Here is a 17,855-nt window from a genome sequence, read left to right as displayed (position 1 = left end):
TTACTATGGCTATATTTTTATCTAGACAAACACCTAAGAAGAATCGTACGAGCATTATAGAAGTAACCATGGTTAGAATCTAGGAACAAATCAATAGGAGATTCATATACTAGTAGTTGAAGAAATGGGAGAGGTGAGAACATGGTAAAGTACAATATTACTCGCGATTACATTGGTGTGGGGAATTCCCGTCCAGGCGATCCAATAGGTGATGTAAAGTTTATTGTCAGTCATGATACAGGGAACCCAGGGTCCACCGCATATGCTAATCGCAACTATTTTGCAAACAGTGACCCTTTAGCATCCGCTCACACATTTATTGACGATAATACCATCCTAGAAATTATCCCGCTTAATGAACGAGCATTACACGTTCGTAGTAATGTACCGGGAGATAATAGAAGATTCGGTGCCGATGCTAACGATACAGCCATAGGAGTAGAGCTTGCATATGGTCCAGGTATTAACTTTGAGGAAGCTTACAAACGATACGTTTGGTACCACGCTTATTTAGCTGATAAATTTAATCTTGATCCAAGTGAGGACATCGTCGCACACAGTACACTTGACCCCTCACGTCGAACGGATCCACAAAATGCCCTGAATCGTCATGGTATCTCATGGGCGGAGTTTATTAATGACGTTCAACGAGCCTATGATCGCTATTTCCAAGGCAGTGAAGGAATTACCGAACCAGTAGTAAAAGGTACTTCGGTCGAACTACCTTTGGATATTGGAGATGAAGGTCCATTTGTTAAAGAGGTACAACAAGGTTTAATTCGCGCCGGTTTCGCCTTACCGGTCTATGGGGCCGATGGCATTTACGGGGAAGAAACAAAGCGTGCGGTCATGAAGTTCCAAAGACGTTACGGCCTAACTGTAGACGGATTGGTCGGTCCACAAACATTGGATAAATTATCAGAGGTAAGAAGCTCTAGTCGACCATTAAATGATTTCCCATTACCAAACGGGATTTTTCGAAGAGGAGATCAAGGTCCCGGAGTACGGCAGCTCCAACGCGCCTTACAACGTCTTAATTTTGATCCGCAAATTATTGATGGCATTTATGGACCACTTACAGAAAATGCCGTTCGCCGCTTTCAATCCATGTTTGCGGACCTGCAAAATGACGGAATCTATGGACCAAACACGAGAAGATTTTTGGAAATGGAACTTAGTGAACTGTAAGAAGAAATGGTATTAGGGAAATTCCCCCTAATACCATTTTTGTACCCATTGCTTAAATGTTTCAACAGATTCGAAATGTTCATCTGGTTGTACACTAAATTCCTTCGTTTGCACATGATCCAGCCAATGAACCCCTACTGTCATTACTCCGGCATCACTCCCCGCCTGGATATCAGCATTGCTATCCCCAATGAACATCGCTTGATTTGGGCTGACCTCTAATGTTTGTAAAGCTTTATTCAGCCCTTCTGGATCAGGTTTTGCTAATTCAACATCGTCGCCTGTAATCGTGATATCAAATATCCCTTGCATATCAAGTTTTTGGAGAGAGATTTCTAAACTTCTACGGGCTTTTCCTGTCACCATGCCTAGTTTGAATCCTTTTTGTTTTAACTCCTCAAGTAGTGCTGCGATTTCATTATTTTTTGGAACTAGCTCCTCATGTTTATGTTTATATACATCAAAATAAAGCTCTACCGCCTCTTCCTTGTCTTTATGTTGTAAATTTTTGCGGATGATATCCGCTTCCGTTGGGCCAAACATTCCAATAATTTCTTCATCCGTTAAAGCTCGCTTGTCATAATGGTCAAATGCTTTTCGAAATCCATAAAAACAAACCGGTAATGTGTCGGCTAGCGTTCCATCAAAATCAAATATAATAGCTTTCATCTTATCTCTCCCTTACTAGAATAATAATCGAATCGCACCTAGCGCAGTAAATGCTAAAATGAGCACTTGGAACGTTCGTTGTGGAATTTTCGGTAATATTTTTACACCAATCATAGCACCAATGATAATGGCCGGCGCTAACCAAGCATTAAATGTGACAGATTCTAGTGTGATTAAATCTAACTGTATGTAAAACGGAACCTTAATAACATTTACAAATAAGAAAAACCAAGCCCCTGTTCCGATGAACTCTTGCTTCGGCAATCCCTTCACTAAGAGATAGATGGCCATGACCCCACCAGAGGCATTCCCAATCATCGTCGTAAACCCTGCTAACACACCTATGAGAATTGTAAACCATGTTGCCTTCGGTAATGCCTCGTTAAAAGCTTCCCCAAACCTTTCCCGACTAATTTGTAAAATAATTAAGGCTAGGACGAGTACACCTATCATCGGTTTCAACTGATCACTATCCACTTGATTTAAGACAAAATAACCACCAATAATTCCGATTAAAACCCAGGGAACTAATGAAACTAAGTATTTCCATACCACACTTCTTCTATAATAGATGACGGCAAAAATGTCGCCTACAATCAAGAGAGGCAATAGTATTCCTACTGATTCTTTTGCTGGAAAAATGAACATCAATGCCGTTACCACTAATATACCAAGACTTGATATGCCCGTTTTTATAAATCCAATACATATCGCACATAGAATAACCGCAATCCACTGTAGAACTGACAACTCAAACATCCCGTAGACCTCCCCTACCGATTATATCCTTTGTACTATGTTAATGCTCTCCTTATTTTTTTGTTTTCCTTATCTTATTAAAGCTGGAGCGTATTTTCTTATCATTGAGCTAATTAATATCGTTCGGAAGCTGTTTATTAACCTTCGGACGATGTATATGATCGTTCCGGAGCCATTTATTATCGTTCACCTAACAACTAGCCTCACTTAAACCAAGTTGCATTTTCATCCATATGAACAAACGGAATATCGGTATCAACTTCCCCATAAATTTTTTCTCGCTTTTCATCATGACCCTTTAACCAAGCTTCAAAATCTAATTCGGTTGGCTGTTGGTCTCCACCAAGAGCCATCCATGCTTTTTTATTGCTTGGGAAATAAGCAGAAGTATGAATCGTTCCTGCCCAGCTTTTATAATCAGTGGAAAAAATGCCTTTACCGATACCGTTTAATAAATGAAAAGCTTGTTCCCCTTCCGATAGATTGGCATTTTCAATAATATCCAAACGACGTTTAGAGTCATTTAAATAGTTCCGGTTTTCTTTTTCCATTATTTCAAAATGGTTAGTGCAAGTTTGTGCTTCCCTTACTTCGATTCCACGCGGAGAAGCCTCCACCACATAAGTTTGACCTGACGTGTCATAGACAATATAACTGAAGGAATGACGGTGTGGAACTTCTTGCAATAATTGAACGGCTTCCTTAACATTAGAACAATTCTCTAACACCATTCTCCCAATCATTCCACATATGAAGCCATCCCCAGGCTTTTTTCGGTGCATAAAATTATATCCCATTACCAAACCATTTTCGTTCATTCCGTCTGATCTACCGGTAATCCGTTGACTATTTCCAACAACAGCATACCCATTATCTGTTGGTTGATAGAATACAAATCGTCCCTCATACGTCTTAGGATGATAATCATAATTTCGAATAAAATAATCGTTTCCTGTTACGATGGAGCAACCCGATTTCACATAATCTAAACGATAGCCACCGAATTCCTTTAAGACTTTTTGCATCGGCCATTCTAGTGCGTCTCCTAGTCCGCACAACTCGTCCCAAATAGCTGGAGCAAACCGATCGAACATCGCTTTTGCTTCTTTCTCATCTATAACGAATCTAGCTTTTCGAACCTTCCATTGCCTTTTTCTATTCTTAAGAATAAGAGAATTTTTGAGTTCCATCCCTTGTTGATAACCAAAATCATAGTGATTTCCTCTAAACTGGATAATAGTACTGTGTATGTTTTTCAATTCAAGCAATCCTCTCTCGTTGAAATATCATCTATCCATTATCGTAATGGAAAGAGACTGGAAATGAAAGAACGAAAGCGCAAGCGTCGGGTAGCAACGTACGGACCGTCCGAGATAAAGGAAACATGCCCCTTCATAGGAGTATGCCAACGTTGGGCGCATAGCCCGCGTAGCTGGACGTGGCTATTGCTGCACGTTATCCACACTGAGCCAATATTCTATTCTCTCAAGAAATAAAAAAAGACTCTTTCGATTAAAAGAGCCTCCTCATCCTTACTCCTGTCCCTTACTCATATCATCGACGATTTGTTCGGCAAGCCTACGATATAAATTGCTTAGATGTGATAACACCCCAATTAATAGAAGCTGATCCATCGTTGCATCTCCGTCACTATCTGAGCTTGCTTGCACGTCCTCGTTCAATTTCTTTACATGCTCCTTAAAATAAGTCGAACTGGTTTCCATAAATTCATTGAAAGTGCTGTACAAATCTTCTAACGGAACTTTTTCACCAGATTGGGTTTGTTCTAGCATAGATTTAATATCACTAATGGATAGCGTTCCTTTTAGTTGATAGATTAGGTTTATCAGCATAATATGATCTTTAGAGTACTTTTTATTTTTTATTGGAGGCAATAGCTTTCCTTTTGCGTAGTTGTTAATCATCGTTTTTGTTAATACTTTGTCATCTGGATTTCGCTTAGACCCGCTATACGCTTTTTCGAACAATTGAGTGACTTGGTCCATATATAAATCTATATCTGGAATGTCGTCAATAGCTATCTGATTATCTAATTGTAATTTTTCTAGTCTCTGGTTTAGTTCCTGCTTATCCATCCTGAATCAACCTCAGTTTTTCCTCTTATTATAGACATAAAGATAGCCAGAGTAAACATTGACTACATAACAATATGGTAGTATTATTATATGTAGTATTAAAAACTACATGTCGTGATAAGGAGATAGAAAAAATGAATGCATACATTCGGGAACCGATTAATGGATTGACCCATCTGTTTGGGGCTATTCTGTCGTTTGTGGGACTATTGGCGATGGTTATAAAAGCAGATAGTGCAGTAAGTATTGCTGCTGTAATAATATTTGGGATAAGCATGATATTACTGTATTCCGCTTCTGCGACTTACCATATGGTGATTGCCAAACAACAAGTGATTGCTTTTTTAAGAAGACTAGATCACTCAATGATTTATGTTTTGATTGCTGGGACGTATGCTCCGTTCTGCCTTGTTGCTTTAGATAATTGGGTTGGGATTACCCTCTTTAGTGTGATTAGTTCCATCGCGGTACTCGGAGTCCTATTCAAAATGATTTGGTTTCACTCCCCAAGATGGCTATCCACTGCACTTTACATCGGCATGGGCTGGATGATTGTTTTCGCAGCAGGTCCTCTGACAGGAACAGTTGATTCAGTTGGACTTCTTCTGCTTCTATTGGGTGGAGTGTTATATACGATTGGTGGCATTATCTATGGAACAAAACCGAAGTTTCTAGAATCAAAATACATGGGATTTCATGAGATTTTTCATATTTTCATTTTACTAGGGAGTCTAGCTCATTTCTTTAGTGTTTATCTTTATATCTTGTAATAGAAAAGCTTGTCCGTTGCAAGGACAAGCTTTTTATAATGTCTTCTTCTCGACAAATGGATTCACAAACTCTTCTGGGTGTCCTAAAATATACTCTCCGATTGTCTCCAATGATTTGTTCGAGATACAACCATACTTTAAGAAATATGGTTGTATAATTGTACTTATTTTTGGATCTAGACTATCTGTTTTACCCGGTAGTTTTCCCGTCCAGTGATGTCGTTTGTACAACTCTTCCAACCGATCTAACAATCGCTCTAACGTATATTCCTCAAAAAACATAAGACCTTTTTTTATGCCATTCCATATTTTCGGCCTAGTTAAAAAATAACCGGTCCACCAGAAAAAGTCAGGCATGGATTTCGAAGCATGGTTGTAGTACACGTGAAACATGAACAAGCTTTTTTGAGCCTCCGTCAACTGACTATAGAAAGCTTGATATTCTTCTGGTGTTTGATGCACAACTTGTGCTTTATACGCTTGGATTAGTGGTTCAAAGTAGGTTGCGCTTAAACCTTTTACATCCATAGAAGCTTCCATGTTCTTCCCCCTCCTTTTTTTGTGAACAATGATTCACCTAAAGTCTACCCACGTAAAATCAACTGATAAAAGCCCAATTGGTTCTTCTTTTAACTCCCAGTCCGTTACGCTAGCTGCTTCTGGTTTACGGAAACAAGGCATCTGCTCGGCAAAACCGAACATCTTACAGATCTCTGGGCGGGCAGAATAGATCCCACATTTGTTTTCATCCAGATCATAAAAAATGCATGTTCCCAAGTATCTCTGTTGTCCCTCTAACTGACTGCGCTGTCCCTTTGGCATCGATTTTACTTTCTTCTTGATGTTCTTGAGCTCTTTGCTCGTAATCTGTACAGGACCACAGCATAATCCTGGACATTTGGAACAAGGTAACGTTTCCATCTTTTCCCCTCGGTTCTTCTCTCATTTCCTGTTTAGTAATATAGACTCTAATTATTACAAAAAGGTTACAAAAAAATAGAAAAAATTAAGGCCCTTCCATATAGAAGAGCCACCTTGTTCTCTATTTAACTTCTAGTACAAATGGATAAACTTTTACCGTTCCTTGATGCTGAAACTCCGCCCATATTTTATAGACTCCAGGCTCAGAAAAAGTCGTTTGGAATTTTGTTTCTGTGTCACTGGAAGGATGAACATGGACGAACTCTTCTCCTTTACCGTCAAGAATCACCACATGACCCATAGCACCGAGATATGGCTCTAGTCCCTCTGTATCCACTTGGAAGTCCAACCTCACTTTTTCCCCTACTTGTAAGGTACTCGGCTGTAAGTCTAGAGAAACTTCTTGTCCGTTGACCTTTTGAATAAGCTCCGTATCCGGTGTCAAAGAAGGATGACTGTGTTCAGGTTCCACTTCGCCGACTTGAAATTCCTTTGGTACAACAGAATAAGAAAGACTTTCCGACTTAATATCAACAAATGCCTTATAAGAACCTTCTTCGAGTGGTGCAGCCACTTCAAAAACTCCATCCCCCGCTTCACCAGGGTGTAAGTGAAAATACTGGTCCAGGTGGTTATCTACAACAATTAAGTGCATGATCTTTTCATGATTGACTTGTAGGTCGGTTATCGGCTCGCCTTCTTCATCTTGTAGCTTAATTTGCAGCTTTTCTTCCTGATAGGAAACATCCACTTCTATCTCATTATCCACAGGTGCACTTTCATGCACATGAGAGTTTTCATCATGGGTACTGGTATGAGTATTTTTTTCACCGGTATCTTCTTCATGAGTATTATCATGGTCACTAGTAGTAGGTTGTTCTTCTTCCCAAACATTTGCATAGACGGAATAGCCAGCAATAACGAGTAACAAATAAATAACAGCTGCAATCGCCCATTTTTTCATACTTATTTCTCCTTTTGTATGTAAGGTAAAGCCTTTTCTAGAGCTTTACCTTCTGAAGTCTTAATGCATTTAAAACGACAGACACAGAGCTAAATGCCATCGCTGCTCCAGCTAACCACGGGGCTAAAAAACCCAGTGCTGCAATTGGAATACCCAATGTGTTATAACCAAAAGCCCAGAATAGATTTTGCTTAATATTGACGATGGTTTTCTTACTCATTAAAATGGCATCTGCAATACTATTCAAATCTCCACGAATCAACGTAATATCTGCCGCTTCCATGGCAATATCTGTACCGGTTCCGATCGCCATTCCAATATCTGCCAAGGCAAGAGCTGGAGCATCATTGATGCCATCGCCTACCATGGCAACTTTCTTGCCTGCTTCTTGTAATTTTTTCACTTCTTCTGCCTTTTGCTCAGGAAGTACTTCGGCAATGACGTTGTCAATTCCCGCTTGAGTCGCAATCGCTTTAGCAGTTCGTTGATTGTCCCCAGTTATCATGTACACTTCTAAGCCCATCGCTTTCAAACGAGCAACCGCTGCTTTGGATGTGTCTTTGATCGTATCAGCTACAGCCACTAGTCCTGCATATTGTTGGTCAATTGCTACCATCATGACGGTCTTCCCTGTTTCTTCTAGCTCGGTTACTTTAGCCAGAATAGACTTAATATCCACGTTCGTCTTTTCCATAAGCTTTCTTGTCCCGATCACAATTTCACGGTTATTCACTTTCGCCTTTATACCGTAGCCAGGTATCGCTTCGAAAGAGTCAGAACGCTGTAAATCTACCTCTTGTTCTTCTATTCCTTTTACTATCGCTTGTGCTAAAGGGTGTTCAGATTGCTTCTCAGCAGCACCAACTAATTGAATAAATGTTTCTTCTTCTATAGAACTATCAACCATAACATCCGTTAAAACAGGCTCCCCATTTGTTACCGTCCCTGTTTTATCTAACAAAATAGTCGTTAAATCATGTGTCTTTTCTAAGTGTTCTCCACCTTTGAAAAGAATACCAAACTCAGCAGAACGTCCAGAACCTGCCATAATGGAGGTTGGTGTTGCTAAGCCTAGGGCACATGGACAAGCAATAACGAGAACTGCTATCAATTTTTCTAGTGCTTCAGCAAATTGCCCTGGCTCCACCCAAATGATCCAAACTAAAAATGTGATAAAGGCAATGCCTACTACGATTGGTACAAAAATACCAGATATTTGGTCAGCAAGTCGTTGTATCGGCGCTTTTGAACCTTGTGCATCTTCTACTACTTTTACAATTTGTGCTAATGCCGTATCCTTCCCAACCTTAGTAGCCTTCATTTGAATAAATCCATTTTTATTGATTGTCGATCCAATTAAATAATCCCCAACCTTTTTATCTACCGGTACACTTTCTCCTGTAATCATAGACTCATCAATAGCGGATTGTCCTTCTACAATTTCTCCATCCACAGGGACCTTTTCTCCTGGTTTCACATAAACCATGTCTCCAACAACGACTTGATCTAGAGGAATAATCAATTCCTTCCCATCCCGAACTACCGTTGCCGTTTTTGCTTGTAGTCCCATCAATTTCTTAATGGCTTCTGATGACCGTCCTTTTGCTTTGGCCTCAAATAGTTTTCCTAAAAGAATAAGGGTAATAAGAACAGCACTTGTTTCAAAATACAATTCCACCATATGCGCACTTGCACCAATGGATTGTATGGTTAAATATAAGCTATAAAAGTAAGCCGCAGACGTCCCCAGTGCAACAAGTACATCCATATTTGCGCTACCGTTTCGCAATGCTTTATACGCACCAACATAAAATTGCTTCCCAACCACAAATTGAACTGGTGTTGCTAGGGCTAATTGAACCCAAGGATTCATGGGCATGTCAGGTAAATAAATAAAATCCGTAAACTTAAAGTGGCTCACCATAGCCCATAATAGTGGAACAGAAAGAATGAGGGAGAAGATGAATTTCCCTTGCTGCTTCTCTATTTCTTTTGTGCGATAATCAACGGCTTCTTGTTGGTCTCCTTTTAAAATAGCACCGTACCCAAGTTTTTCTACCTTTTCTACTAGATCTTGAATCGTAATGGAATCTGGATTGTATTCAACTGTCCCACTTTCCAAAGCTAGGTTTATGGAAGCTGTTGATACACCATCCATCCGGCTTAGTCCCTTTTCGATTCGATTGGCACAGGCTGCACAAGTCATTCCGGTAATAGAAAACTCCGCTTTCTCATGAACGACATCGTAACCCAAGTCTCGTACCTTTGTTTGTAAGGCTTCAACAGATGTTTTATCAGGATCATAGGACACTTTTGCTTGTTCTAAAGCAAAATTTACACCAGCAGATTGTACACCATCTACTTTATTTAATCCCTTTTCAATACGATTTGCACAAGCGGCACAGGTCATGCCAGTAATTTGTAAGCTTGCATCTTTCATTGGTTGGCTCATCTTCCCTCTCTCCTTCTCACCATTGTTTTGTTTATGTAAGAGGTGCCGGGAAAAGCACCTCTAGTGGTTTAGACTACATCGTAACCTTGATCTTCAATTGTCTCTTTGATTTCACTTAGTTCTACTTTTTCTGAGTCATAGCTTACCGCTACACTTCCTCCTTGTAAATCAACCTGCACGGCCTTTACTCCTGTCAACCGACCGACACTTCCTTCAATGGCATTCACACAGTGATTACAAGACATACCTTCTACTTTTATTGTTACATTTTCCATCCTTATCGACTCCTTTTAATTGAGGAATGTTTCCTTCCATACTCATATACTATACCCCCCTAAGGTATATTGTCAATAAAAACATTTTAATTTTATCTATTCATTTATCTTTTCCTTATCTATCCACTATCTTTAAAGGGTATATTATGTAATAGAGAGAATTTTAAACAGGAGGAATTTTATGTGCCCCATCCAAAAGGATCCAAGAGTACTCTATACATCCGAATACCCTAATATTCGAACACAAAACAACAGTACGAATAAGAAGACCGTCACTTTGACATTCGATGATGGACCTAGTGAACATCTTCTGCAAATCCTTTCCATTTTAGAAGAAGAACATGTTCCTGCTGTATTCTTTTGGCAAGGAAAACTAGTCGACAGTAGCAGTCCATGGGAGGAAGTCCTCAAACATGGACATCAGATAGGATCCCATTCCACAAACCATGATCATCTATCTAGGAAGACTTTTGAAGAACAATTAAAGGATATAAAGGAGAGCGTAGAAAAAATAGAGTCTATTACTACGGAAAGAGTTGTCTACTTCCGCCCTCCATATGGAGAGTTTAATGAAGATACAATCCAAATAGCCGAAGACTTAGATTTGCAAATCATCATGTGGAGAATTGCAGCGATGGATTGGGAGCTTGAAGATAACCACGATCAACTGATTGCAAATGTGGTTGATCATCTAGAGGATGGCGCAATCATTCTTCTTCATGAGTTCCAGCAAACTGTACACGCACTTCCCCGACTTATTAGTGAAATACGAGAGCGCGGTTATATTTTTTCGTTAATTGATGACAAAAGAGGCTGGGACAAAACCCAGTAACTAAAAAGAGTGGCACCCACACCATAAACCAGTGAGTGTCACTCTTTTTTAATAAAATCCCAAAAAAATGTACGCAAAAAGGATACCTTCTGATAATGTTAAAGTTACCACACCCAAACAGAATCGGAGGTATCCTTATGTTTAAACAGTATAACATGAATCAAGTCATTTTGCCGCTAGATTTGGAAATCAAACTACAGGAAAACGATATCGCCTATGCCGTCCATGATGTCGTGGAAGCTATTCCAGATGAGGCATTCACTGGATTTCTGCGTGAAACGGGATGTCCGGCTTATCATCCGCGCATGATGATGAAAGTGGTTTTATGTGCTTACACGCAGTCGGTGTTCTCTGGCAGAAAGATCGAGGGATTACTGAAAGACAGTGTCCGGATGATGTGGCTGGCCCAGGGGTATGAACCAAGTTACCGGACAATTAACCGTTTCCGTGTCCATCCGGAGGTAAAGGAACTATTGCGTCAGTGCTTTGTCCAATTCCGTTGTCAGCTTGTTCGGGAAAACGTCATCGAGGAAGAAGCCATTTTTATGGACGGAACGAAAATCGAAGCGAATGCCAACAAGTTTACGTTTGTCTGGCGCAAAGCGACGGAAAAGTACAGTTCCCGTTTAGTGGAAAAGTCCAACCGGATGTATGAAGAACTGTTGGAGAAAGAAATCATTCCGGAAATAGAACGGGAAAGTATGGAGGAACTATCCAGCCAAGAACTCGAAAAAGTGGTGGAAAAGCTGGAGGAGACGGTTGGTGAATATGATAAAAAGATAGAAGCAAGTGAAGACGTAAGCGAACGGAAACAGCTTCGTTCTGAGCGCAAAACCCCTAAACAATACGGCAAGCAATTCAAGGATTTTGTGGTGCGCAAACAAAAATACCAACACGATATGGCCATCTTCGGAGAGCGCAACAGTTATTCGAAAACGGATCACGATGCCACCTTCATGCGCATGAAGGATGATTACATGAAAAACGGCCAGCTCAAAGCCGGGTATAACGTGCAACTTGCGACAGAAGGACAGTATGCGCTCGCTTATGACGTGTTTCCGAATCCAACGGATACGCGTACCTTCACACCTTTCCTGGATAACATTGAGGAACACTTCTTTGACCTACCCAACTATATTGTCGCGGATGCCGGCTATGGAAGTGAACAAAATTACGAAGACGTCATCGAAAATCGGAAACGCACGCCATTGATTACGTATAACCAATACCGGAAAGAAAAGAAAAAGAAATATAAGCAGGATGCCTTTAACGTAGCCAATTGGCATTACGATGAGATCGAAGATGCGTTTACGTGTCCAAACGATAAAAAATTAACATTCCGCTATCTATCCAATCGAACAGACCGATATGGTTATACAAGAACATATAACGTCTATGAGTGTGAGGACTGTTTCGGTTGTCCGTTACGTTCGCAATGTACGAAAGCGAAGGAAGGAAACAATCGAAAGATCTATTATAATGAAAAGTGGGAAAACCAAAAAGCATATACGAGACAGCAGCTTTCGGAAAAAGAAACGGGGAAAATCTATGGCAAACGCAAAATAGATGTAGAACCCGTCTTCGGATTTCTGAAGGCTAATTTGCGTTTCACCCGTATGTCGGTGAGAGGTAAAGAGAAAGTAGAAAAGGAACTGGGATTTGCATTCATGGCGGTAAACTTGAGAAAGTACACGGCCATGAATGCAAATTCAACCATAGATGGTGACCATAATTCAAACCAAAATGGTTCCCATCATCAAAAACCGATGATGGGAACCATTTTTAGGTTATTCTTGGCTGGTTATGTCCCAGCCTCTCATTTTTCTAGATTTTCCATTCTCATTAATTTCTCAAAATGCGGCATTTTCGTTATTACAATAGGATCCGTCTGTTTTGCGTTGGGGATGTATTGAGGCTCCATCTTACCAGGCATCGTTTCCATATTTTGAGCTTCAGGAGGGAGTGGCTCATGGATTGAATCCATGATGATAACTTTGCGCTCCCGTTTTTTGGAATCAGCTTTTTCATCTCGCTCAACTGCTTGTACCACACCAATACCGCTTATCAAAACTAGCACTCCAAGCAAGAATCCAAATGTTTTCACCTGAACTAGCTCCTTTCAGGACAATATTTTCTACCATTATTGTAAAAGAAGAACCCGTCTCATAACAACCGATTCTCCCTTTTATTAGTTTGCGACAGAAGCTTTGGCTTGTTCTCCAATCACATTTGCATTCACTTTATTTATGGAATACGTATTTAAAAGCTCGATTTCCTTTACAGATCGGTTCGATTCGTAATCATAAAACTTCTTCACAGCAGATTCCCCAAACAGAATCTGTCTTTGAGCAACCACCGCATCTAAAATCCCTTGTTTGATGAAAGATAGATTGTCTGGTGTATTATCAAAGCCAATAAACGATTTACCTTTCTGACCATGCTTTTGAACAAATAGATCTATTACATTTCCAAAGTCTCCATCAATCCCAGCGATTAGATCAAACCCACCTGCTTTTTGGATAACAGTTTCTAAATCTTGAAGGCGTTTTTGGTGATTATGCTGACCGACCTGCATACCCACCACCCGTATATTGGTGAAGTTGGTTAGGGCATCTTGAATTCCTTGCATTCGTAATTTAAGGTTTTCTTGGTTTTGATTGATGGTACTTAGGATAACTTGGCCTTGTCCTGATAACGTTTTGGCAATCAGTTGACCCATATTATAGCCTGCTTCCCGATCGTCTGTTCCAATAAAACTAATTCGTTTACTATGAGGAACGTCCGTATCTACACAGATTGTTTTCACATTTTGCTTATAAAGATCATTGATAACAGGTGTTAATGCCCTCACATCAATTGGAATCAAGATCAGATAATCAAGCCCAAGCTTTTTCTCCTCTTCAATGGCTTGCAACTGTTCTTTTCCTGTAAATGTGGACATATGTCTCACTCGGAACTCGTAGCCATACTTTAGGGACATTTTTTGCGCATTCTCTATCATCTGTTTCGTAAAAGGATGGCCCTCTTGTAGATTACTCACAAAAACTATCCTCTTTTTCTTCTGTTTCATCTGCTCGACTTTATATTGCTGAACAGAACGGCTAACTTTCTCCACCACTTGCTCTAAAGTTGTAGAAAGATCAAATAAAACTTGATTCGATTGTTCTTGCTGCATGCTTAAAGATGCGGCCTCCTCCGTTGAGGCAGCGGTTTCTTGGGCAACGGCAGCAATATTTGTAATAGATTGAACAATAACATCCTTTGCTTGATTTAATACGGTCATATGATCACGAATATGGTTTTGATTCGTTGTCAGAGCATCAATGTTTTCATCAATATCGTCAAAAGCTTGGTAAACATCCGTAATCGTAGATTGTTGGGTTTCAAATTTTTCGTAGGTGGTTTGGATGGATTCAACAACTGCCGTAAACTCCTTGTTCACAGCAGAGACGATTTTCTCAATCTCTGATACCGAAGTGAAGCTTTGGTCCGAAAGATTTCGAATTTCTTGAGAAACGACAGCGAAGCCTTTACCTGCTTCACCTGCCCGCGCCGCTTCAATCGAGGCATTTAGTGAAAGAAGATTTGTCTGAGATGCAATGTTCGTAATCAACGTAGTCGTTCGATTGATATCATTTACACTTTCCTTTAAGCTCTCTAGCTTTTGGATCGAAACAAGTAGTTCCTCTTTTGTTACATGACCTGAATCAATGGTTTTGGATAGTTTTTGGTTTCCTTCATTCTTCACGTTCTGTAGCTTAACGATTCCTTCGTTCATCGTATCAATCGCCTGAAGAACCTTATCAAATTGATCAGATAATTCCAAGGTAACACGACTACTTTTTTCCGCATCCTCCGCTTGTTGCTGAGCTCCTTTTGAAACGGATAGATTCACATTTGTCATCGCTTTTGATTGGGCAGAAGATTCTGTCGCTGTTTCTTTTACAACCTTGGATAAACGAGTAATTTCTACGACAGAATGCTGAAACTCTTTTATAACGTTTTGCAGCTCTTGAATAATAAAACCTAAGTGTGGATTGGTTTCGGATAGCTGCTTCCATTCTTGGTTGTTATGTAGATTCCTTTTCTTAATAAGTTCCGCAGCATGTTCAACATCTTCTTTCTTCTTATCTTGTTGTAGCCATGCTGTCCCCGTCATTACTAAAAAGAAGACACCTAATAACAGAGTCCCTAAAAATGCTTGGAAAAAGCTTAGTACAAATGCTCCGATTGCAAGTAAAAAGAGAAAACTGATCATTCCTTTTCTGCTCAGTGTAGCCACACCCTTCCTATAATTGAAAGCGTTATCAATATATGATTGAGTCTATTATAGTACATTTTTCCTCCTAAAAGGGATAATTTCTAAATTTTTGCAGAAATTTGTCACTTAAGCTGTCGAAAAGTAAACCTCATTTGCTGGTACCATAGTTTATGATAGAATTCGGGTATCAACGAATGAAAAGGAGTTACTATGCAGACTTATAAAGCTTTGTTTTTGGATATTGATGGGACCATCTTAAAGCCAGATCACACGATGGACCAATCAACAAAAGATGCCGTAGCACAAGTAAAAGAACACGGAATGGAAGTATTCTTAGCAACTGGAAGACCGCTTCATGAAATAGCGTCAATAGCTGACGAACTCGATATCCATTCCTATATTGGCTATAATGGAGCACTTGCCTTATATCAAGATCAAGTCATTGTAAATGAGCCGATTGATCCGAATACGATACAGCATTTTCTCCGTGTTGCTAAAGAAAAGGGTCATGAAATGGTTCTATACACGAGTAAACAAAATACATTCACAACATTCGATTCTCCAATCGTGCAAGAATTTATCGATACGTTTAAGCTGGAACAAAACACTCTGTTTAGCCCTACTGTAATACAGGATATATTAGGTGTTACGTTAATGGGCTTAGCGCCAGAAGATACAGCTTTATATCAATCCAGTGATGAGTTATTTTTCTCCCAGGTGAATGTTGCTGGACTTGAACACTCCTATGATGTGATTAGAAATACGGTGAATAAAGGGAGAGCGATTCAAAAGTTATTAGAACACCTGCAAATTGATAAAGAAAAAACGATAGCTTTCGGTGACGGGATGAATGATAAAGAAATGTTAAGCTATGTCGGGGAAGGCTTTGCAATGGGAAACGCTCACCCTGACCTCATTGCCTATGCCAATCATCAAACAACCGATGTCACGGATTCTGGGATTTATAATGGGCTACAAACATTAGGATTAGTGAAATAATGGATAAGTGGAATGAATCAGTTAGGAGGTTCATTCCATTTTTTCGTTTAAAGAGAACTTGGCGAAACCAAGCCTTTAGGCGCGGATTAAGCCCTAGTTGCCCTTATACTTGGAATTCGGAAATTTTCACTTCGTCAGATTTCTTCTTGCTAAAACTTTATACTTTCCTTACAAAAAAAAGAACCTCCACCATTGGTGAAGGCCTAACAGGAGGTTAACAAGCCGACACTAAAAACCAGTTCACCAAAGAGAGAATGGATCCCTTGATTTTTAGTTGTTGCATCATTTCTTCTGCAACCATTCTCAGACACCTTGAGAATAGATCGAAAGCATATACCTAAAAGGCAGATAGCCTCGAGTCCCATACTTATATGTTACATTGACTTTCCCTTTTCTAAAGATGAATGTCTATCTTTGTACTTAATGTAACATACGCTTTTAAGACTCACGACCTTTCTGTAAGAATATCTAACAAGGTTTTTGGTAGATCTATTCGGCAGCAAGTGTTTTCGTGACATTCCATACTTGACGATAATTACTATATTGGTTCAGTGCGATATCTAAATCATGGAAGTACCGATGCAGATTTCTTACATGGCCTGCACCCTTTTCTTCTTTTACGGCATTAGCCAACCGTTGAATGTCTTGCAAATCACTCTTTAAATTTTCATCAGAAGCCGTTTCGATAAACCCACTAAGTGTAGATAGAATATCGTCTGCCATTTTTCTTTGTTCTTCCCAATTCAAATGATCAATCGCACCATAGCCAGTTGTATCGTTATAAAATTCATGAACGGTTGATATAAATTTACCCAGATCTCGGTGCTCCGCTCCAACGGTAGCTTGCACTTCTTTTATTTTTTCCGCCGTCTCTTCGTCAATGTCCTCTGCTTTTGTTTGTTCCTGATTAACTTCTGCTTTTTCTTCACTTGATGGAGTTGAGAACATAAAGTAAACTGTAGCAGCGCTTATGCCGACAATTAATATCGTTATAATAAAGGTCCAACCATATATACCGATTTTCTTCACCATGACACCCTTTCCGTACCTAACCTTTCCTTATACATATCTTACCAAAATTAGGATACTCATTTCTACGATAAATCATGCATCTTGAAACCATTTACTTATTCGTTCGTATATTATTCTATAGAGGAAAAAGAGCGAGAGAGGAAGGAAAAGATGAAAAGACTCCTTAAACATGCATTCATGGGGTTAATTGTGGTTTTCATGATATCAGGGTGTTCGCTTTTCGGTGAGGTCAACAATACTTTGGATTACGCCAATCAAGCACAAGAGCATATTAACACACTAACACAATTTGCCGAGGAAGTTCCACCTATGTTATCGGAAGCTTTAGTCGACCCACAGGTGAAAGAGGATGTGCAAAACAAGCTTGTAAATATCCAGAAAGACATTGAATCCTTTCAGAATATTGAGGTACCATCTGTAGCAGAATCCATTCATCAAGAACTCGAAGAAAAAAACAATCTAATATTGAACGAGATCCAAAAGTACACGGAACAAGGTGAATTAGCGATTGAAGAGATTCAGCAGTCAGAGCTTTTTACAACCATACGAGACCTTCAATCTTTAATGAACCAGATTGAAAACCTCGGTTTGTAAAGAAAATTTGGCCATACGCGCGAGCAAGCCAATCCTTTTCCAA

17 protein-coding genes and 1 pseudogene are annotated in these 17,855 nt (G+C 39.7%); 7 read left to right on the top strand and 11 right to left on the bottom strand.

Annotation, left to right across the window (positions count from 1 at the left end; all coding sequences use genetic code 11):
• Positions 1–141: 141 nt before the first annotated feature.
• Both KO561_RS07145 and KO561_RS07140 read left to right on the top strand, forming a co-directional pair.
• Positions 142–657: pseudogene (locus tag KO561_RS07145) on the top strand (peptidoglycan recognition protein family protein); the annotation flags it as partial.
• Between the two features lie 69 nt (positions 658–726).
• On the top strand, positions 727–1,188 hold the full coding sequence (locus KO561_RS07140; protein WP_231097063.1) for a peptidoglycan-binding domain-containing protein: 462 nt from the start codon (positions 727–729) through the stop codon (positions 1,186–1,188).
• Positions 1,189–1,215: 27 nt separating this feature from the next.
• Here the strand turns inward: KO561_RS07140 and KO561_RS07135 are convergent, their stop codons facing one another.
• The 4 genes from KO561_RS07135 to KO561_RS07120 form a co-directional block, all read right to left on the bottom strand.
• Positions 1,216–1,857, bottom strand: a complete 642-nt coding sequence (locus tag KO561_RS07135) for an HAD family hydrolase (protein WP_231096426.1) — start codon at positions 1,855–1,857, stop codon at positions 1,216–1,218.
• Positions 1,858–1,872: 15 nt separating this feature from the next.
• The gene (locus tag KO561_RS07130) at positions 1,873–2,616 is read right to left on the bottom strand and encodes a sulfite exporter TauE/SafE family protein (RefSeq protein ID WP_231096425.1); all 744 of its coding nucleotides are present in this window, start codon (positions 2,614–2,616) and stop codon (positions 1,873–1,875) included.
• Between the two features lie 203 nt (positions 2,617–2,819).
• The gene (locus KO561_RS07125) at positions 2,820–3,875 is read right to left on the bottom strand and encodes a C45 family autoproteolytic acyltransferase/hydrolase (RefSeq protein ID WP_231096424.1); all 1,056 of its coding nucleotides are present in this window, start codon (positions 3,873–3,875) and stop codon (positions 2,820–2,822) included.
• Between the two features lie 273 nt (positions 3,876–4,148).
• A complete protein-coding gene (locus tag KO561_RS07120) occupies positions 4,149–4,712 on the bottom strand; it encodes a DUF1836 domain-containing protein (protein WP_231096423.1) in 564 nt (187 codons plus the stop codon).
• Between the two features lie 134 nt (positions 4,713–4,846).
• Here KO561_RS07120 and trhA point away from each other — a divergent pair, with 134 nt between their 5' ends.
• The gene (gene trhA / locus KO561_RS07115; protein ID WP_231096422.1) at positions 4,847–5,482 is read left to right on the top strand and encodes a PAQR family membrane homeostasis protein TrhA; all 636 of its coding nucleotides are present in this window, start codon (positions 4,847–4,849) and stop codon (positions 5,480–5,482) included.
• A 33-nt stretch (positions 5,483–5,515) separates the two neighbouring features.
• Here trhA and KO561_RS07110 read toward each other — a convergent pair whose 3' ends face one another.
• The 5 genes from KO561_RS07110 to copZ form a co-directional block, all read right to left on the bottom strand.
• Positions 5,516–6,022 (bottom strand): hypothetical protein, encoded by a 507-nt coding sequence (locus KO561_RS07110; RefSeq protein ID WP_231096421.1) that lies wholly within the window; start codon positions 6,020–6,022, stop codon positions 5,516–5,518.
• Between the two features lie 33 nt (positions 6,023–6,055).
• A complete protein-coding gene (locus KO561_RS07105; protein ID WP_231096420.1) occupies positions 6,056–6,403 on the bottom strand; it encodes a YkgJ family cysteine cluster protein in 348 nt (115 codons plus the stop codon).
• 121 nt (positions 6,404–6,524) lie between these two features.
• Positions 6,525–7,367 carry a hypothetical protein gene (locus tag KO561_RS07100; protein WP_231096419.1) on the bottom strand — a complete coding sequence of 281 codons (843 nt, stop codon included), beginning with the start codon at positions 7,365–7,367 and terminating at the stop codon, positions 6,525–6,527.
• A gap of 37 nt (positions 7,368–7,404) precedes the next feature.
• Complete coding sequence (locus KO561_RS07095) at positions 7,405–9,819, bottom strand: heavy metal translocating P-type ATPase (RefSeq protein WP_231096418.1); 2,415 nt, start codon at positions 9,817–9,819, stop codon at positions 7,405–7,407.
• A gap of 68 nt (positions 9,820–9,887) precedes the next feature.
• Positions 9,888–10,094: a copper chaperone CopZ gene (gene copZ / locus KO561_RS07090; protein WP_231096417.1), complete on the bottom strand. Its 207-nt coding sequence runs from the start codon at positions 10,092–10,094 to the stop codon at positions 9,888–9,890.
• Positions 10,095–10,275: 181 nt separating this feature from the next.
• On the opposite strand from copZ, the gene KO561_RS07085 reads away from it, so the two are divergent.
• Positions 10,276–10,926, top strand: a complete 651-nt coding sequence (locus KO561_RS07085) for a polysaccharide deacetylase family protein (RefSeq protein WP_231096416.1) — start codon at positions 10,276–10,278, stop codon at positions 10,924–10,926.
• Between the two features lie 137 nt (positions 10,927–11,063).
• Complete coding sequence (locus tag KO561_RS07080) at positions 11,064–12,839, top strand: IS1182 family transposase (RefSeq protein ID WP_231096415.1); 1,776 nt, start codon at positions 11,064–11,066, stop codon at positions 12,837–12,839.
• A 275-nt stretch (positions 12,840–13,114) separates the two neighbouring features.
• Here the strand turns inward: KO561_RS07080 and KO561_RS07075 are convergent, their stop codons facing one another.
• Positions 13,115–15,184 carry a substrate-binding domain-containing protein gene (locus KO561_RS07075; protein WP_231096414.1) on the bottom strand — a complete coding sequence of 690 codons (2,070 nt, stop codon included), beginning with the start codon at positions 15,182–15,184 and terminating at the stop codon, positions 13,115–13,117.
• A 213-nt stretch (positions 15,185–15,397) separates the two neighbouring features.
• Here KO561_RS07075 and KO561_RS07070 point away from each other — a divergent pair, with 213 nt between their 5' ends.
• A complete protein-coding gene (locus tag KO561_RS07070) occupies positions 15,398–16,186 on the top strand; it encodes an HAD family hydrolase (protein ID WP_231096413.1) in 789 nt (262 codons plus the stop codon).
• 489 nt (positions 16,187–16,675) lie between these two features.
• On the opposite strand, the gene KO561_RS07065 is transcribed toward KO561_RS07070, so the two are convergent.
• The gene (locus KO561_RS07065) at positions 16,676–17,218 is read right to left on the bottom strand and encodes a hypothetical protein (protein ID WP_231096412.1); all 543 of its coding nucleotides are present in this window, start codon (positions 17,216–17,218) and stop codon (positions 16,676–16,678) included.
• A 150-nt stretch (positions 17,219–17,368) separates the two neighbouring features.
• On the opposite strand from KO561_RS07065, the gene KO561_RS07060 reads away from it, so the two are divergent.
• Positions 17,369–17,812, top strand: a complete 444-nt coding sequence (locus tag KO561_RS07060) for a DUF6376 family protein (protein WP_231096411.1) — start codon at positions 17,369–17,371, stop codon at positions 17,810–17,812.
• The last annotated feature ends 43 nt before the right edge of the window (positions 17,813–17,855 follow it).

It is taken from the genome of Radiobacillus kanasensis (genome assembly GCF_021049245.1).
Lineage (GTDB): Bacteria > Bacillota > Bacilli > Bacillales > Amphibacillaceae > Radiobacillus > Radiobacillus kanasensis.
The sequence above is the reverse complement of the archived record's forward strand: the minus strand, read 5'-3'. Positions and strand labels throughout refer to the sequence as shown.

Excerpts from the sequence above, each read along its gene's own strand:
- KO561_RS07135 (WP_231096426.1), bottom strand. The coding sequence starts at position 1,857 with ATGAAAGCTATTATATTTGATTTTGATGGAACGCTAGCCGACACATTA.
- KO561_RS07130 (WP_231096425.1), bottom strand. The coding sequence starts at position 2,616 with ATGTTTGAGTTGTCAGTTCTACAGTGGATTGCGGTTATTCTATGTGCG.
- KO561_RS07120 (WP_231096423.1), bottom strand. The coding sequence starts at position 4,712 with ATGGATAAGCAGGAACTAAACCAGAGACTAGAAAAATTACAATTAGAT.
- trhA (WP_231096422.1), top strand. The coding sequence starts at position 4,847 with ATGAATGCATACATTCGGGAACCGATTAATGGATTGACCCATCTGTTT.
- KO561_RS07110 (WP_231096421.1), bottom strand. The coding sequence starts at position 6,022 with ATGGAAGCTTCTATGGATGTAAAAGGTTTAAGCGCAACCTACTTTGAA.
- KO561_RS07105 (WP_231096420.1), bottom strand. The coding sequence starts at position 6,403 with ATGGAAACGTTACCTTGTTCCAAATGTCCAGGATTATGCTGTGGTCCT.
- KO561_RS07100 (WP_231096419.1), bottom strand. The coding sequence starts at position 7,367 with ATGAAAAAATGGGCGATTGCAGCTGTTATTTATTTGTTACTCGTTATT.
- KO561_RS07095 (WP_231096418.1), bottom strand. The coding sequence starts at position 9,819 with ATGAGCCAACCAATGAAAGATGCAAGCTTACAAATTACTGGCATGACC.
- copZ (WP_231096417.1), bottom strand. The coding sequence starts at position 10,094 with ATGGAAAATGTAACAATAAAAGTAGAAGGTATGTCTTGTAATCACTGT.
- KO561_RS07085 (WP_231096416.1), top strand. The coding sequence starts at position 10,276 with ATGTGCCCCATCCAAAAGGATCCAAGAGTACTCTATACATCCGAATAC.
- KO561_RS07080 (WP_231096415.1), top strand. The coding sequence starts at position 11,064 with ATGTTTAAACAGTATAACATGAATCAAGTCATTTTGCCGCTAGATTTG.
- KO561_RS07075 (WP_231096414.1), bottom strand. The coding sequence starts at position 15,184 with ATGATCAGTTTTCTCTTTTTACTTGCAATCGGAGCATTTGTACTAAGC.
- KO561_RS07070 (WP_231096413.1), top strand. The coding sequence starts at position 15,398 with ATGCAGACTTATAAAGCTTTGTTTTTGGATATTGATGGGACCATCTTA.
- KO561_RS07065 (WP_231096412.1), bottom strand. The coding sequence starts at position 17,218 with ATGGTGAAGAAAATCGGTATATATGGTTGGACCTTTATTATAACGATA.
- KO561_RS07060 (WP_231096411.1), top strand. The coding sequence starts at position 17,369 with ATGAAAAGACTCCTTAAACATGCATTCATGGGGTTAATTGTGGTTTTC.